Origin of the sequence: Actinoplanes octamycinicus, assembly GCF_014205225.1 — a bacterium.
Lineage (GTDB): Bacteria > Actinomycetota > Actinomycetes > Mycobacteriales > Micromonosporaceae > Actinoplanes > Actinoplanes octamycinicus.
This window is the reverse complement of the sequence record NZ_JACHNB010000001.1, coordinates 2134087-2150081: the sequence shown is the minus strand read 5'-3', so window position 1 is coordinate 2150081 and position 15995 is coordinate 2134087. Positions and strand designations below refer to the sequence as shown.

Genomic DNA, 15995 nt, shown 5'->3' with positions numbered 1-15995 from the left:
TCCGATCGCCCGGCGCAATGATCCAACAACCGATGGTAGCCGTGTCAACCACCCGGACCAGTACGCGAACGGGCGACCTCAAACCACCCGGATCGGACCAATGGGAGCGCCCGAACGGGTAATCCCGCACCGGCTCACTGGAACCGCTGGGTAGCCGCCCGCTCGGTCGCCACGTAATCGGCCGCCGACTCGTCCACCGCGACCTTGATCTGCCGCAGGATGCTCTCCAGATCGGTTGAGGCGGCCCGCCACTTGGCCTGGCGCTGGGCATATGCCTCGCGCGCCTCGCCGGCCCAGGTCTCCACCAGCGGCGCGGCATCCCGCTCCAGTTGGTCGAGCTGGCCCCGCAGGGTGCCGAGCGCCTTGTCGATGTCGACGCCGGCCTGCTGCAAGGCGCCGAAGTTGACGAGCAGAACTCCGTCGTTCACAGAAATCCTCCGGGAGAGTCAGAAGTGTCAGAGCGGCAGGGTGAACGTGCCGCCGGTGCGGGCGACACGGCTGGCGGCGTCGGCATCGGTGGAGTGATAGCCGGCTCCGGACGCCCGGATCGACTCGGCGGTCTCGGCGAGCGCGTTGTTCAGGCTCCTCAGGTCGGCCGCATATTGCGTCTTGACCTGCTCGAACGCGCTCGCCCCGAGCCCTCGCCAGGAGCCGCTGAGCCCGGACAGCTGGGACATCAAGGTGCTCAGCATCAGCTGCAGCGCACCGTTGACCTGATCGAATTTGGCGGCGGTGCTCGCCATCACCGCGGACTCGGCCTGCGTCATGGCCATTTCGAGGTCACCCCCATTCTGCTGTGGACAGGGTCGCCCCGATCACCCATGCATCGACATGGGTCATCAGGTTTGCTGGCGCGACCAGGCATTGACCCCGATGGGTGATCGCCCGATCACGCTGTGGGCCTCGACGCTAGGGGATCGGTGGCCGGCGGCGGAAGCCCCGATGTCAAACCTGTGGATAACTCTCGCCTGTGGACAACGGACCCGGCGGATCCGGGATTCGGCCTACCATGGCCGCGCACGATGATCGATGTCCGGCGCGATCGGGGAGGGTGACGTGACGACCGAGCTGACGGCACCCCGGCAGTCCGCCGGCACGGCCACGGCACCGGCCCGCCCGGCCTATCAGCTGCGTCTCCACCAGGTGATCGCCACGCAGGCCGCGGTGGTCCTGGTCCTGATCGGCGTCGTCACCGGCGGGCCGGCGCTGGTCGCCGCCGTGCCGGGCGCCGCATTCGTCCTGGCGCTGACCTGGCTGCGGGTCCGCGGTCGCTGGGCCTTCGTGTGGCTCGCCGCCGTCCTGCATCTGCGGTCCCGCCGCCGCGCCGCCCTCCGCCTGACGCCTGCCGATCGCCCGGCCACCGGCCCACCGGCAGCCGCCCGTCGCCGGCTCACCGCTGGGCCACCGCGCCGGACCACATCCGATCTGGCGGAGGACCTCCAGCTGCGGACCGCCGCGGCGATCCTCCAGCTCACCGCGCCGGACGTCCGGGTCACCTCGACCGATCTACCCGACGGCGAGGCCGCGCTGCTGGCCGACGCCGCCGGCCTCACCATGCTGCTCGAGCTGGGCGATCCCGCCGCCCTGCTCGCCGAGGCCCGGCCGGACCTGCCCGCGCCCTGGGAGTTGCTGCCCGCCGACGCCCGGGACCGGCCACCGGGCCGGGTCCAGTTGCTGCTGGCCGGAGTGCCGGCGCCCACCGCCACGGCCGGCACCGGCCCGGTCGGCGGCTCCTACCGGATGCTCACCGAGGGCCGGGTGCTCGGGCACGCCCGCGCGGTCCTCGCGGTCCACATGTCATATGCGGACGGCTGGTCCGACAGCGAGCTGCGCCGCGCCCTGACCCGCCAGGTCCGCAGGCTCGCCAGGCGCCTGACGGCGCAACCCCTCGACCGGCCCCGGGCCGTCCGTCTCTTCTTCGACCTTTCGTACGCCGATCCGGCCGCCCCGATCCACGAGGACTGGACGACGCTCCGGACCGGTGACCTGTCCCAGGCGACGTTCCACGGGCGCGCGCCGGGCGGGACCGGCCTCTCCGCCGAACTGCTGGCCCGGTTGCTCCTGCTGCCCGCCACGGCGACCACCGTGACCGTCACCGCCGACCTGCCCGCCGTGCGTCTCCCGTTCCCGCCGCCACCGGGCCGCCCACTGACCGAGCCGGTGCCGGCCGAGCCACCCGTGGTCACGTTGGCCGTGCGGCTGGCTGCCCGCGATCCGGCCGTCCTGGACGCCGCGGAGGCCGCCCTGCGGCAGCTGGCCGTCCGCGAGCGGGTCCCGCTTCACCGGCGGGACGGCGAGCACCTGCCCGGCCTCGCCGCGACCCTGCCGCTCGCCCTCGCCGGGCCGGAGGCACCGATCGGCTGGCACCGGCCCGCGGCACCATCGACGGCGGGTGACGCTTTCGGCCGGCTGGCGGTGCCCACCGGCTGGGCCGGGCTCACCGTCGGCCGCAACCGGCAGGGCCACCCGATGCTGGTCCGGCTGTTCCGGCCGGAGCACACCCGGGTGCTGCTGGTGGGCGGCGTCCGATGCGCGCAGCTGACCGCCTTCCGCGCGATGGCGATCGGCGCCCGGGTCCTGGTCCGCACCCACCGCCCGCACGACTGGGCCGCCTTCGCCCGCAGCGCCGCGGTGCCCAGCGGCGCGATCGGCATCGTCCCCGTGGACCACCCGGCCGTGCCCCCACCCGGCTCCCCCTTGCACCCGGTCCTGACCATCCTCGACCCCGACCCCCACACCAGCCCACCCGCCACAGCACCACCCTCCGGCCGCCCCGATGGTGGCGACCTGGCCACCCGCCCACCCTTCACGGCACGTCCGGAGAATCGGTCGTCCTTCGCGGCACCGCCGGAGAACCGCCCACCCTCCACGGCACCGCCGGAGAATCGGTCATCCTTCGCGGCACGGCCGGAGAACCGCCCACCCTTCGCGGCGCCACCGGAGAATCGCCCACCCTTCACGGCACCGCCGGCGAATCGGTCATCCTTCGCGGCGCCACCGGAGAATCGCCCACCCTTCACGGCACCGCCCGAGAGCCGCTCATCCAGCGGCGCGCCGCCAGCGGGCCCGGCCCCCGGCGTGACCAGGGTGGGCTCTCCCGAGGCGGCCACCATCCGGGAGCTGGCCAGCTGGCTGGACGCCGAGTCCCCGCCTGACGCGCCGGCCCCACGGACAGATCGGACACCGGCCGCGGCAGAGCCGAACTCCCAAGCGCCGACCGGGACAGCGTCCCGGACCGACCAGACACCCGCCGGGGCCGACCAGACACCCGCCGGGACCGAGGCGGATTCGCCGGTCGACCGGACGCCGAGCGTCATCGAGCTGGCGGTCCGGACCGACTGGACGGCGGCCGCCTCCGCCGCGGCGGAGGCGGCGGCGGAGGCGGCGGCGGAGGCGGCGGCGGAGAGCGAGCCCGACGAGGACGAGGACGACTGGGGGCCACCGCCTCCACCCGGGGAAGGCCCGTGGGCGGCGACGCTGACCCTTCGGGAGGCGGTTGGGGACGAGGAGGCGGTTCTGAGGGCGGACCTGCTGCTGGTGCAGCCGCTCCGGGAGGCGGAGGCGCAGCTGGTCGGTGACGCGCTCGAGCTCGGCGACACCACCCGGCTCCTGGGCCGGATGCGGCCTGGCATGCTCGGCGTGCTCAGCCCACCGGCCGTGCGCTGGGCGATGCTCGCGCCCACTCCGGTGGAGAAGGTGCTGATCGGCGACCTGGAGCGTCCCATGGATGAGCGATAGATCTCGATATGCCGGATTCTCCGGCGGTGGGCGGATGAAGATCGCGGAGTGTCGTACCCACCACTGGCACGGCCGTGGCACGATCCCCTGCCATGGGCATCATCATCCGGCTCGTGATCACGGCCATCTCGCTGTGGATCGCGACCCTGGTCATCGACGGGATCGACCTCTCCGCAGACTCCGCCGCCGGTAAGGCCGGCACGCTCCTCGCGGTCGCGGCGATCTTCGGTCTGGTGAACGCGATCCTCCGGCCGATCATCAAGACGGTCGGCTGCGGGTTCTACGTCTTCACCCTCGGCCTGGTCGCGATCGTGGTGAACGGTCTGCTGTTCATGCTGACCAGCTGGATCGCGGGCAAGCTCGACCTGGGCTTCCACGTCGACGGCTTCATCGCCGCGGTCCTCGGCGCGCTGCTGGTCGGCGTCGTCAGCTGGCTGCTCAACATGCTGGTCCCGGACGGCGACGACTGATCCCGGCCCACGACTGACCCGACCCACAACTGACCCGACCCACGACTGATCCGGCCCGCCCTCAGCCGTGAACCCTCGCGGGGCGCCCACCCGGCGCCCCGCGATCACGTGCACCCCGGCACCAGCCCGGCCCGCGCAGGAAAGCCACCCGAAGAAGCCCCGCAAGAGAGACCGCGCGAAGGAACCACGCGAAGAATCCTGGCAAATGGGACCGCGCGACGGAGCCACGCGAAGAAGCCCGGCAAAAGGGACCGCGCGAAGGAACCACACGAAGAAGCCCCGCAAAAGAGACCCTGCGAAGAAGCCACGCGAGAGAGACCCTGCGAAGGAGCCACGCAACGAGGCTCCGCAAACCGCGCGAAGGAACCACGCGAAGAGGGTCCGCGAGAGCACGCGAAGGGGCCGGGCGGAGAGTCAGGCGAGGAGAGGGCCAGCCGAACTCCGCCGACCAGGCGCGGGGCAGGCCAGCGGGCGTGGATTGGCCCTGTGAGCTGGGATATAGGCAAGGACCGGCACGGTTCACTCCCCTTACCGTGGGAGGCATGAACGACGAGCGGCGCGGCTACCTGTACGGCCTCACGGCGTACGCGATCTGGGGCTTCTTCCCGATCTACTTCAAGCTGCTGCAGCCCTCTCCCCCGCTGGAGATCCTCGCCCACCGGGTGATCTGGTCGGTCGCCTTCGTCGCCCTGCTGCTCACCGCGATGCGCAACTGGCGCTTCCTCGGCCGCGTGCTGCGCACCCCGCGCCTGCTCGGCGGGATCACCGCCGCGGCCCTGCTGATCGGCGTGAACTGGGCGACCTACATCTACGGCGTGAACTCGTCCCGGGTGGTCGAGACCGCGCTCGGCTACTTCATCACCCCGCTGGTCGTGGTCCTGCTCGGCGTGACCGTGCAGCGCGAGCGACTGCGGATCTGGCAGTGGCTGGCGGTCGGCATCGGCGGCCTGGCGGTCGCCGTCCTCACCGTCGACTACGGCCGCCTGCCGTACATCGCGTTGCTGCTGGCCGCCTCGTTCGGCTCGTACAGCCTGATCAAGAAGCGGATGTCGCTGCCGCCGGCCGAGGGGATGTTCGTCGAGTCGGCGGTTCTGGCGCTGCCCGCGCTCGGCTACCTGACCTGGTTGAATTTGACCGGCGGGGCGGAGTTCGGGCACGTCTCGGCGGGGCACACCGCGCTGATGCTCTTCTCCGGCGTGGCCACCGCCGTGCCGTTGCTGCTCTTCGCCGCCGCGGCGAACCGGGTGCCGCTGGTCGGCCTCGGCATCCTGCAGTACGTCGCGCCGATCCTGCAGCTGGCCTGCGGTGTGCTGATCTTCCACGAGCCGATGCCGGCGGCCCGGCTCGCCGGGTTCGGCCTGGTCTGGATCGCCCTGATCATTTTCACCGCGGACGGCATCCGCAGCGCCCGCGCGGCCGCCCGGCTCCGGGCCGCCGTCGCGTCCGACCAGCCGGCCGCCGTCGCATAGCAAGGACCAGGCAAAGCCAACAGGACCAGGCAAAACCAAGCGGAACAAGCCCCAGCGAGAACCAGGCGAAGCCAAGCGGAACAAGCCCCAGCAAGGACCAGGCGAAGCCAAGCGGAACAAGGCCCAGCGAGGCGAGGGGCCAAGGCCAGGCGGAACAAGAGCGAGGCGAGGGGCCAAGGCGAGACGGAGCGCGCTGGACCAGGGTCAGCGAGGACGGTAGGTCAGCATGACCTTGCCGTCGAAGCGGACCAGGTCCAGCCGGTCCAGGCTCTCCACCGGGAAGTGCGTGCTGGCCGGCATCCGGAACTCCGCTCCCGGGTGCGCCATCCACGAGCCCAACTGCTCGCTCTGGTCGTCGGGTCCGTAAGCGATCAGCCGGAACGTGTACGGCTTCTCGGTCTCCGCGTACCGGCAGACCATCTCCACCTTGGTCCCGCCGGAGGTCCCGGTGAGCCGGATGTTCGCCGAGATCGGCGACTGCGCGTCGACCGCGCTCATCGCCATCGCCGGCCCGGTCGCCGCGCTGCCCGGCTCCGGCCGGTTCATCAGCCACCAGCCGGCGCCACCGCCGAGCAGCACGATCAGCACCAGCGCCGCCACGGTGCTCAACGCCCGTACCGAAAAGGTCCTGGCCGAAGGGGAAGCCGAAGAAGCCGGGGAAGAAGCGGCCGGCTGGTAATTGCGGGCCGGTTCCGGACCGGCCAGCGACGGATCCAGCAACCGGACGAACTCGTCCGCGTCGAGCCGGTCCAGCATGTCCGGAACCCGGGACAGGTCGGCCACCGCTTCCCGGCAGAACGAGCAGCTGGCCAGGTGGTGCTCGTAGGCCGCGCGTTCCGCCGGTGACAGCGCACCGAGGACGTACGCGGCGTCGTCGTGCCCGTCCTCACAGCGCATCGTTTCCGCCTCCAGCCGGCATTCCGTCATCCGCACTCTGGTACGCGGCAACCGGCGGGGAGGTTCAAATATCCATTAAAACCGCACCTCAAGCTGTAGCGATTCGGTCACTGAACAGTCTCGGGGCTGCGGAAACGTCGTCCAGGAAGATCAGGCGGTGGCGGACTCGCCACCGGACAGGGCCTCGGCCACGTTCCGCGCGGCGGCGGTCAGCTTGGCGCGCACCACCCGCGCCGAGGTGAGCATCTCGGCGGCCGGCATCGAGCAGGCGAGCACCAGCCGGCGCTCCATGTCCCGGTCGGCGACCACCACCACCGCGGCCGAGGCCAGCCCCTGCCGGAACTGTCCCATCTCGATCTGCATGCCGCGCCGCTCGCCGGCGGCCAGGTCGGCCTCGAGCGCCTCCGGCGTGGTCAGCGTGGTCGGGGTGAACGCCCGCATCCCGTAGTCCCGCAGGTATCGCCCGCGCTGGTCCGGGGTGAGCGTGGCGAGCAGCGCCTTGCCCAGCGCGGTGGCGTGCCCGCCCTCGTCGAAGCCGGGCGCGATGTCGTCCAGGAACGGCGATCGGGCGCCCTCGGCGGAGGCGGTGACCGCGATCCGGCCGCCGACGAACCGGCCCAGGTAGTGGCTGTAGCCGGTGTCGAGCGCGGCACGGCGCAGCGCGTCGCCGACCGCGGGCGGGCCGCGGAAGGCCGAGACGAGCTCGCGGTACCGATCCGCGATCTCCAGACCGACGATGTAGGTGCCGTCCTCGCGCCGGATCACGTAGCCCTCATAGGCCAGCGTGCGCACGAGGTGATAGGTCGTCGCGACGGTCAGCTCACAGCGCCGGGCGATCTGTTTCACCGTGAGCCCGCGTGGAGCCCGGCCGACCGACTCCAGGACGCGCAGGGCACGCGACACGCTCCGGATGAGATCTGACGGCTCCGCTAGCGGGTCACGCACAGCTACCTCCGAGGCCAGGGACTTACACCATATGAAGAAACATCCGGCGACGGAATGCCAAAACCATGTGGATCACGGTCGATTTGCACAGCGGGTGTGATCAATAGAACGGGGCGTGTCCGAACGTGTCCGAATTGGCTTAGTCTGCGTCCGCCGCCATCTGCCCCGAATCAGCCCCAAAACCCCGGCCCCAACAGGCAAAACGTGACCAGCGCGGGGCATCCCGCGTGTACCACGACAATTTCTGTTTCGACAACGGTCTTCCCGGCGGCAGTGCGCCCCCGACCGCCATTTTTTCGCCGGGCAGTCCGACCCCGACGGTCGCGGCGCGGCGCGAGGCCGCGTTCAACGCCTTTCCGGTACGCCCTCCGCGGGCGTGAGTGGACGGCCGGCACCCGTCCGGGCAGCGTCGGTGGTCATGTGCCGGCCGGCGGCATCGAGCCGCCCAGTAGCCGGCAGAAGCTCAGTTCGTCCGGTCGGCGATGTAGTCGCAGAGGGCTTCCATCGCCCGCTTCGCGTCCCCGTCGGGCAGCGGCGCCAGCCGGGCCCGCGCCTCCTCCGCATAGCCGCGCACGGTCTCCCGGGCCTGCTTCATCGCCGCCGACTCGCGCAGCAGGGTGAGCGCCTCGGCGTGCAACGCGTCGTCGGTGATCGGCCCGGCGGAGAGCAGCTCGCGCAGCCGCACCGCGGCCGGGTCGGCGTCGTCGCCGGCCAGCGCGTAGAGCACCGGCAGCGTCGGCACGCCCTCGCGCAGGTCGGTGCCGGGCGTCTTGCCGGACTGCGCCGACTCGGAGGCGATGTCGAGCAGGTCGTCGGAGAGCTGGAAGACCAGGCCGATCTTCTCGCCGTAGCCGGCCAGGGCCTCGGTGACCTCGCGGGACGCGCCGGAGAACAGGCCGCCGAAGCGGGCCGCGGTGGCGATCAGCGAACCGGTCTTGTCCGCGATGACCTGCAGGTAGTGGTCGATCGGGTCGCGGTCACGCGGGCCGACCGTCTCGGCGATCTGGCCGTGCACCAGGCGGGAGAAGGTCTGCGCCTGCAGGTGCACCGCCTCGGTGCCGAGCTTGGCGGCCAGCTCCGCGGCCTGCGCGAAGAGGTAGTCACCGACCAGGATGGCCACCGAGTTGCCCCAGCGCGAGTTGGCGCTCGGAGCGCCGCGACGCACCGGCGCCTCGTCCATCACGTCGTCGTGGTAGAGCGTCGCGAGGTGGGTCAGCTCGACCACGTTGGCCGCGTCGACCAGCTCCGGCCGGGACGGGTCGCCGAACTGTGCGGCCAGCGCCACCAGCATCGGCCGCAGTCGTTTGCCCCCGGCGTCGGCGAGGTGGCGCGCCGCCTCGGTGACCAGCGGGTCCGCGCTGGCGACGTGCACCCGCAGCGCTTCCTCCACGGCCACCAGCGTCGCCGACACCGACGCGTCCATTGCGGGATCGACGTCGAGGCCCAGCGACGACAGCGCCAGGTCGGACGGGGTCAGATCACCGGTGCTCACCACGGTCCCACGATGCCATACCGGCCCGTACGTTTCAGTCCCAGGGGTACGCGCCACAAGATCAAAAACCGGACATCGCGACGGTTGCGGCCCCGGCCACCCGAGGTGCGCGCCTTTTGCGTACGGAAAATGGGGGTTTCTGCCGTGGCCCCGCGAAGCCGGCTCTCCGATTCCTGGCCGGTTCGCCGGGATCGGGGCGTGTCGATCGGGAGGCGCAACTGACTGAAATTGGTCATCTCCGGATTCGACGGCGGCGGATCCGAATACTGATCGATAAACGACAGCGGCTCCGGCACGAAGCCGGAGCCGCCGATCAATCACCGATCATCTGACGAACTGCGAGGCTTCCCGGGTCAGGTCGATCAGCGGAGCCGGCACCACGCCGAGCGCCACCGTGACGATCACCCCGAGGCCCAGCGCGGCCGAGGTGAGGAAGCCCGGGATGGAGACCGCCGGAGTGGTCTCGCCCGGCTCGGAGAGCCACATCAGCACGACCACCCGCAGGTACGGGAAGGCGATCAGCATGCTGGTGATCACGCCGAAGATGACCAGCCAGGTCTGCCCGCCGTCGATGGCCGCCCCGAAGACCGCGAACTTGGCGGTGAAGCCACTGGTCAGCGGGATGCCGGCGAAGGCCAGCAGGATGAGCGTGAAGAGGCCGGCGAGCAGCGGGCTCTTCCGGCCGATCCCGGCCCAGCGGGACAGGTGGGTGGCCTCGCCGTCCGAGTCCCGCACCAGGCTCACGATGGCGAACGCGGCGAGCACCGAGAAGCCGTACGCGACCAGGTAGAACATCGTGCTGCTCAGACCGTCCGGGTTGAGCGCCAGGACACCGACCATCAGGTAGCCGGCGTTGGCGATCGAGGAGTACGCCAGGAGCCGCTTCATGTCGGTCTGGGTGACCGCCAGGATCGCGCCGATGAACATGGTGAGCACCGCGACCGTGCCGAGCACCGGCTGGAAGTCCCAGCGCACCCCCTCGAACGCCACGTAGAGCACCCGGAGCAGGGCGCCGAACGCGGCGACCTTGGTGCAGGCCGCCATGAACGCGGTGATCGGGGTCGGCGCGCCCTGGTAGACGTCCGGGGTCCAGACGTGGAACGGGGCCAGCGCGCTCTTGAAGAGCAGACCGATCGCGACCAGGCCGAGGCCGCCGTAGAGCAGCAGCTGGCTGCGCTGCGGGTTGGCGACCGCGTCGTGGACCACGCTGAGCTGCACGCCGCCGGAGAAGCCGTACAGCAGCGCGACGCCGAACAGGAAGAACGCCGAGGCGTACGACCCGAGCAGGAAGTACTTGAGCGCGGCCTCCTGGCTGAGCAGGCGCCGGCGGCGGGCCAGCGCGCACATCAGGTAGAGCGGCAGCGAGAAGACCTCCAGCGCCACGAACATGGTGAGCAGGTCGTTCGCGGCGACGAACATCAGCATGCCGCCGAGCGCGAACGCGGTGAGCGGGTACACCTCGGTGAGACCGGGCTGGCCACCGGCCTGCCGGTTGTCCTTGTCCGAGCCGACCACCACGGCGGCCTGGGCGACGAACGCGCCGCCCGCCTCCACCTGCCGCTCGCCGATCAGGAACAGCGAGACCGCGCCGAGCACCAGGATCGAGCCCTGCAGGAAGACGGTCGGGCCGTCGATCGCGATCGCGCCGCCGATGGTGACGATCCGGGTGTTCCGGTTGATCACCAGGACGGTCAGCGCCGCCACCACGCCGAGCAGGGTGAACGACAGCTGGACCCAGTTGCGGGACTTCCGCGGGATGATCACCTCGAGGAGGACCCCGACGCAGGCGACGCCGAACAGGATCAACATCGGCGCCAGTGCGCCGTAGTCGATCGGGGGCAGTTTCAGATCTCCCATGGCTATCGGCCAGCCTTTCCATCCGCGACCGTCGGGACCGGGTCCTGCGTGCCGACGTCCTGCAGGGTCGCCTGCACCGCCGGGTTGATCACGTCGGTCACCGGCTTCGGGTAGAAGCCGAGCACCAGCAGCAGCGCGATCAGCGGGGCGACCACGAACTTCTCCCGCAGGCTGAGGTCCTGCTTCATGGCCGGCACCTCGTCCAGGGCCGGGTTGAGCGTGCCCTGCGTGGTCCGCTGGATCATCCACAGCACGTACGCGGCGGCCAGGATGATGCCGGCGGTGGCGATCACCGCGTACGGCTGGTGGGTGGTGAACGTGCCGATCAGCACCAGGAACTCACTGACGAACGGCGCGGTGCCGGGCAGCGCCAGCGACGCCAGACCGGCGAAGAAGAACACCCCGGCCAGCACCGGGACCAGCTTGCCGGCCCCGCCGAAGTCGCTGACCAGCGCCGACCCGCGCCGGGCCACGAACATGCCGACCACGATGAAGAGCAGGCCGGTGGCCAGGCCGTGGTTGACCATGTAGAGCACCGAGCCGGTGCCGCCCTGCGTGGTGAAGGCGAAGATGCCGATGCCGATGAAGCCGAAGTGCGCGATCGACGTGTACGACACCAGGCGCTTCAGGTCGTTCTGCCCGACCGCCAGCAGCGCCGCGTAGATGATCCCGATGACCGCGATGACCAGCGCCGCCGGGGCGAACCAGCGGGACGCCTCGGGGAACAGCGGGAGGCAGTACCGGATGATGCCGAACGTGCCGACCTTGTCCATCACGCCGACCAGCAGCGCGGCCGCGCCGGCCGGGGCGGCCCCACCGGAGTCCGGCAGCCAGGTGTGGAACGGGAAGAACGGCGCCTTGATCGCGAAGGCCACGAAGAACCCGAGGAACAGCCAGCGGGCGGTGTTGGTGTCCAGCGACTTGCCGGCCTCGACCAGGGCGGCGAAGTCGAAGGTGTGCCCGCCGACCACCCACAGCCCGATCACCGCGGCCAGCATGAACAGGCCGCCGACCAGGCTGTAGAGGAAGAACTTCACCGCGGCGTACTGCTTCTGGCCGGAGCCGAAGGACCCGATGATGAAGTACATCGGGATCAGCATGATCTCGAAGAACACGTAGAACAGGAAGACGTCCGCCGCGGCGAACACCCCGATCATGGTGAACTCGAAGGCCAGCAGCAGGGCGAAGTAGGTGGGCGCGGACCGCTTGGTCTGGTCCACGTCGTTCCAGGACGCCAGGATCACCACCGGGAACAGCACCGCGATCAGCATCAGCATGACCAGCGCGATGCCGTCGGCGGCGAAGGTGAAGCTGGCGTTCCAGGACGGGATCCATCGGTACGACTCGTAGAACTGGAACCGGTCGCTGCTGTCCACCGTGTAGGTGACCCACATGACGATGCTGAGCACCAGCACGACCAGCGACCAGATCAGTGCGACCAGCTTGGCCAGCTCGGCCTTGGCCCGCGGGATGCAGGCCACCGCGATCGCCCCGACCAGCGGGAGCAGCGTGAGAACGGAAAGGAACGGAAATTCTTTCACGCGAGCCACCCCAACTGGATCGCCAGGAAAGCGCCCACGACGAGCATGGCGCCGGTGAGCATGGAGAGTGCGTAGGAGCGGACGAAGCCGGTCTGCAGCCGCCGGAGCCGGCTGGAGCCGCCGCCGACCGCCGCGGCCAGCCCGTTGACCAGGCCGTCGATGCCCTTGCCGTCCAGGTAGACCAGCGCCCGGGTGAGGTAGATGCCGGGCCGCTCGAACACCGCCTCGTTGAACGCGTCGGTGTAGAGGTTGCGCCGGGCCGCGGTGACCACGACCCCGGCCGGCTGCGGCTCGAGCGCCGTGCCGCGCCGGAACAGCGCCCAGGCCAGGCCCGCGCCGGCCAGCGTCAGCACGATGCTGAGCACGGTGATCCACAGGCTCTCGTGGTGCTCCGGCTGCTCGCCGAAGACCGGGTTGAGCCAGTCCACCACGGTCGTCGACATCACCCAGCCGGACACCACCGAGCCGATGGCCAGCAGGATCAGCGGGATCGTCATGATCGCCGGAGACTCGTGCGGATGCTTGTTCTCCTCGGTGTACCGCTCCGGGCCGTGGAAGGTCAGCACGAAGAGCCGGGTCATGTAGAACGCGGTGAGGCCCGCGCCGAGCATCGCCGCGCCGCCGAAGAGCCAGCCGGTCCAGCCGGGCCGGTCGAACGCCGCCGCGATGATCGGCTCCTTGGTGAAGAAGCCGGAGAGCGGCGGGATGCCGATGATCGCCAGCCAGCCCATCATGAAGGTGAGCCAGGTGATCCGCATGTACTTGCTCAGGCCGCCGAACCGCCGGATGTCCACCTGGTCGTGCATGCCGTGCATGACCGACCCGGCGCCGAGGAACATGTTGGCCTTGAAGAAGCCGTGCGCCAGCAGGTGGATGATCGCCAGCGAGTAGGCCACGCCGCCGAGCCCGACGCCGAGGAACATGTAGCCGATCTGGCTGACCGTCGACCAGGCCAGCACCCGCTTGATGTCGTCCTTGGCCGCGCCGATGACACAGCCGATCAGCAGCGTGAGCGCGCCGACGCTGACCACGATCAGCTGCAGCGTCTCGTTCGCCGAGAAGATCGGGTTGGACCGGGCGATCAGGTACACACCGGCGGTGACCATGGTGGCCGCGTGGATCAGCGCGGACACCGGGGTCGGGCCCTCCATCGCGTCCGGCAACCAGGCCTGCAGCGGGAACTGACCGGACTTGCCGGCCGCGCCGAGCAGCAGCAGGATGCCCATCACCAGCGCCGTCGTCGAGGTCAGCGAGCTGGCCCCGGCGAACACCTCCTGGTAGTTGGTGGTGCCCAGGGTGGCGAACATCAGGAAGATGGCGATCGCCAGGCCGGCGTCGCCGACCCGGTTCATCAGGAACGCCTTCTTACCGGCGGTGGCCGCCGACGGCCGGGTGTACCAGAACGAGATCAGCAGGTAGGACGCCAGGCCGACGCCCTCCCAGCCGAAGTACAGCATCACGTAGTTGTTGCCGAGGACGAGCAGCAGCATCGCCGCGACGAACAGGTTGAAGTACCCGAAGAAGCGGCGCCGCCCCGAGTCGTGCTCCATGTAGCCGACCGCGTACAGGTGGATCAGCGACCCGACCCCGGTGATCAGCAGGACGAAGACGCCGGACAGCGGGTCGAAGAGCAGTCCGAAGTCGACCTTCAGGGAGCCGACGTCGATGAAGTCGAAGAGGTTCAGCTCCGCCGACCGGTGCTCGGCGTCGAGTCCGCCGAGCTTGATGAAGAAGATCAGCCCGAGTACGAACGAACTGGCCACCGCCAGCACGCCGAGCCAGTGTCCCCACTTGTCGGCGCGTTTGCCGAGCAGCAGCAGGATCGCGGCACTGACCAGCGGGATGGCCACGAGCAGCCAGATGCCGCTCAGCACTCCCGTCGCGGGGGCAAACTCCAGTTCCACGTGAGAGCCCCTTTCAGTACTTCAGGAGGTTCGCGTCGTCGACACTCGCCGAGCGTCGCGTACGGAAGATCGACATGATGATGGCGAGCCCGACCACGACCTCGGCGGCCGCGACGACCATCACGAAGAACGAGATGATCTGGCCGTCCAGGCCGCCGTTGATCCGGCTGAAGGTGACCAGCGCCAGGTTCGCCGCGTTCAGCATCAGCTCGATGCACATGAACAGGACGATCGCGTTGCGCCGGATGAGCACCCCGACCGCCCCGATGGTGAACAGGATCGAGGCGAGGATCAGGTAATAGTCGGGAGTCACTTCTCGGTTCCCTTCGGGGCTACCTCGGACGCGGTCAGCTCCCGGACCGGCAGGATCGGGGAGATGCTGTTCTCCGTCCCGTTGCCGTCCGGCAGGCGGGCCGGCGCGGCCACCGACATGGTGTTCGCGTAAACGCCGGGGCCGGGCTTCGGACCGGGGTAGTTGCCCGGCAGGAACCGCTGCTTCATCCGGGTGACCTGGTCGATCCGGTCGCCCTTGGCCCGCTCGATGTGGGCCAGGATCATCGCGCCGACCGCTGCCGTGATCAGCAGGGCCGAGGTGACCTCGAAGGCGAAGACGTACTTGGTGAACAGCAGCGAGGCCAGGCCCTGCACGTTGCCGTTCGCGTTGGCCGCCTCCAGGCCCGCCGCCGGGGTGTCCTCCAAGCCGCGGGCCAGGCCGGTCGCGACCAGGCCGGCGAAGCCGACCCCGAGCACGATGGCCGCGATCCGCTGCCCGCGCAGCGTCTCGATCAGCGAGTCCGAGGCGTCCCGGCCGACCAGCATCAGCACGAACAGGAACAGCATCATGATCGCGCCGGTGTAGACGATGATCTGCACGAAGCCGAGGAACGGCGCCGAGTTGATCACGTAGAGGAACCCCAGGTTCAGCATCGTGACCACCAGCCAGAGCGCGGAGTGCACCGCGTTGCGGGCCAGCACCATGCCGAGCGCGCCGATCACCGCGAGCGAGCCGAGGATCCAGAAGGCGACGGCTTCTCCGGTCGATACCTGAGTCATGATCAGCCCTCCCTCCGCACGGTCCCGGCTGTCTCCGGCCGGGAGGCCGGCTCCGCCGGGTCCGAGGCGTCGTGTGTGCCCGCCTCGGCCCACGGCGCCCGCTCGGCGCCGGCCGAGGTGCCCGGGTTGGTGAGCGCGCCGACGTAGTAGTCCTTGTCGGTCTCGCCCAGGCGCATCGGGTGCGGCGGCTGCTCCATGCCGGCCAGCAGCGGGGCCAGGAGCTGCTCCTTCGTGAAGATCAGGTCCTGGCGGCTGTCCCGGGCCAGCTCGTACTCGTTGCTCATGGTCAGCGAGCGGGTCGGGCAGGCCTCGATGCAGAGACCGCAGAAGATGCACCGGGTGTAGTTGATCTGGTAGATCTTCGCGTACCGCTCACCCGGCGAGAACCGCTGCTCGTCGGTGTTGTCGCCGCCCTCGACGTAGATCGCGTCGGCCGGGCAGGCCCAGGCGCACAGCTCGCAGCCGATGCATTTCTCCAGCCCGTCCGGGTGCCGGTTGAGGATGTGCCGCCCGTGGTAGCGCGGCGCCGGCTTGGGCGGGGAGAACGGGTAGTCGGTCGTGATCACCTTGCGGAACATGTGCGCGAAGGTCACGCCGAAACCCTTGAAGGAGCCGGTAAACGTGTTCAC

Annotated in this window: 15 protein-coding genes; 3 read left to right on the top strand and 12 right to left on the bottom strand. The window is 70.1% G+C overall.

Translation table 11 applies throughout. The features are described from left to right. Window positions 1-134 precede the first annotated feature (134 nt). Window positions 135-428, bottom strand: a complete 294-nt coding sequence (locus tag BJY16_RS09700) for a WXG100 family type VII secretion target (RefSeq protein WP_185038842.1) — start codon at window positions 426-428, stop codon at window positions 135-137. 27 nt (window positions 429-455) lie between these two features. Then, window positions 456-773: a WXG100 family type VII secretion target gene (locus BJY16_RS09695; RefSeq protein ID WP_185038841.1), complete on the bottom strand. Its 318-nt coding sequence runs from the start codon at window positions 771-773 to the stop codon at window positions 456-458. Window positions 774-1056: 283 nt separating this feature from the next. Between BJY16_RS09695 and BJY16_RS09690 the strand changes: the two genes are divergently transcribed. From BJY16_RS09690 to rarD, 3 genes are all read left to right on the top strand, one after another. Continuing rightward, on the top strand, window positions 1057-3738 hold the full coding sequence (locus BJY16_RS09690) for a hypothetical protein (protein WP_185038839.1): 2682 nt from the start codon (window positions 1057-1059) through the stop codon (window positions 3736-3738). Between the two features lie 92 nt (window positions 3739-3830). Beyond that, entirely contained in the window at window positions 3831-4208 is a 378-nt protein-coding gene (locus BJY16_RS09685) for a phage holin family protein (protein ID WP_185038837.1), read from the top strand. A 542-nt stretch (window positions 4209-4750) separates the two neighbouring features. Continuing rightward, window positions 4751-5677 (top strand): EamA family transporter RarD, encoded by a 927-nt coding sequence (rarD, locus tag BJY16_RS09680; protein ID WP_185038836.1) that lies wholly within the window; start codon window positions 4751-4753, stop codon window positions 5675-5677. A gap of 204 nt (window positions 5678-5881) precedes the next feature. On the opposite strand, the gene BJY16_RS09675 is transcribed toward rarD, so the two are convergent. The 10 genes from BJY16_RS09675 to nuoI form a co-directional block, all read right to left on the bottom strand. After that, window positions 5882-6604, bottom strand: a complete 723-nt coding sequence (locus tag BJY16_RS09675) for an anti-sigma factor (RefSeq protein WP_239177120.1) — start codon at window positions 6602-6604, stop codon at window positions 5882-5884. Window positions 6605-6724: 120 nt separating this feature from the next. Further along, window positions 6725-7519 (bottom strand): IclR family transcriptional regulator, encoded by a 795-nt coding sequence (locus tag BJY16_RS09670; protein WP_185038834.1) that lies wholly within the window; start codon window positions 7517-7519, stop codon window positions 6725-6727. A 463-nt stretch (window positions 7520-7982) separates the two neighbouring features. Continuing rightward, window positions 7983-8942 (bottom strand): polyprenyl synthetase family protein, encoded by a 960-nt coding sequence (locus tag BJY16_RS09665; RefSeq protein WP_185046362.1) that lies wholly within the window; start codon window positions 8940-8942, stop codon window positions 7983-7985. Window positions 8943-9007: 65 nt separating this feature from the next. Beyond that, entirely contained in the window at window positions 9008-9328 is a 321-nt protein-coding gene (locus tag BJY16_RS09660; RefSeq protein ID WP_185038832.1) for a hypothetical protein, read from the bottom strand. Window positions 9329-9335: 7 nt separating this feature from the next. Further along, complete coding sequence (gene nuoN / locus BJY16_RS09655) at window positions 9336-10868, bottom strand: NADH-quinone oxidoreductase subunit NuoN (protein ID WP_185038830.1); 1533 nt, start codon at window positions 10866-10868, stop codon at window positions 9336-9338. A gap of 2 nt (window positions 10869-10870) precedes the next feature. Next, the gene (locus BJY16_RS09650) at window positions 10871-12409 is read right to left on the bottom strand and encodes an NADH-quinone oxidoreductase subunit M (protein WP_185038828.1); all 1539 of its coding nucleotides are present in this window, start codon (window positions 12407-12409) and stop codon (window positions 10871-10873) included. Further along, complete coding sequence (nuoL, locus tag BJY16_RS09645; protein ID WP_185038826.1) at window positions 12406-14313, bottom strand: NADH-quinone oxidoreductase subunit L; 1908 nt, start codon at window positions 14311-14313, stop codon at window positions 12406-12408. The genes BJY16_RS09650 and nuoL overlap by 4 nt, the downstream gene beginning before the upstream one ends. A 13-nt stretch (window positions 14314-14326) precedes the next feature. Further along, the gene (nuoK, locus tag BJY16_RS09640; RefSeq protein WP_185038824.1) at window positions 14327-14626 is read right to left on the bottom strand and encodes an NADH-quinone oxidoreductase subunit NuoK; all 300 of its coding nucleotides are present in this window, start codon (window positions 14624-14626) and stop codon (window positions 14327-14329) included. Then, entirely contained in the window at window positions 14623-15366 is a 744-nt protein-coding gene (locus BJY16_RS09635; protein WP_185038822.1) for an NADH-quinone oxidoreductase subunit J, read from the bottom strand. The genes nuoK and BJY16_RS09635 overlap by 4 nt, the downstream gene beginning before the upstream one ends. A gap of 2 nt (window positions 15367-15368) precedes the next feature. Next, window positions 15369-15995, bottom strand: coding sequence for an NADH-quinone oxidoreductase subunit NuoI (gene nuoI, locus BJY16_RS09630; RefSeq protein WP_239177118.1), 627 nt, complete (start codon window positions 15993-15995; stop codon window positions 15369-15371).

Excerpts from the sequence above, each read along its gene's own strand:
- BJY16_RS09685 (WP_185038837.1), top strand. The coding sequence starts at position 3,831 with ATGGGCATCATCATCCGGCTCGTGATCACGGCCATCTCGCTGTGGATC.
- BJY16_RS09635 (WP_185038822.1), bottom strand. The coding sequence starts at position 15,366 with ATGACTCAGGTATCGACCGGAGAAGCCGTCGCCTTCTGGATCCTCGGC.
- rarD (WP_185038836.1), top strand. The coding sequence starts at position 4,751 with ATGAACGACGAGCGGCGCGGCTACCTGTACGGCCTCACGGCGTACGCG.
- BJY16_RS09665 (WP_185046362.1), bottom strand. The coding sequence starts at position 8,942 with ATGGACGCGTCGGTGTCGGCGACGCTGGTGGCCGTGGAGGAAGCGCTG.
- BJY16_RS09695 (WP_185038841.1), bottom strand. The coding sequence starts at position 773 with ATGGCCATGACGCAGGCCGAGTCCGCGGTGATGGCGAGCACCGCCGCC.
- BJY16_RS09675 (WP_239177120.1), bottom strand. The coding sequence starts at position 6,604 with ATGACGGAATGCCGGCTGGAGGCGGAAACGATGCGCTGTGAGGACGGG.
- nuoN (WP_185038830.1), bottom strand. The coding sequence starts at position 10,868 with ATGGGAGATCTGAAACTGCCCCCGATCGACTACGGCGCACTGGCGCCG.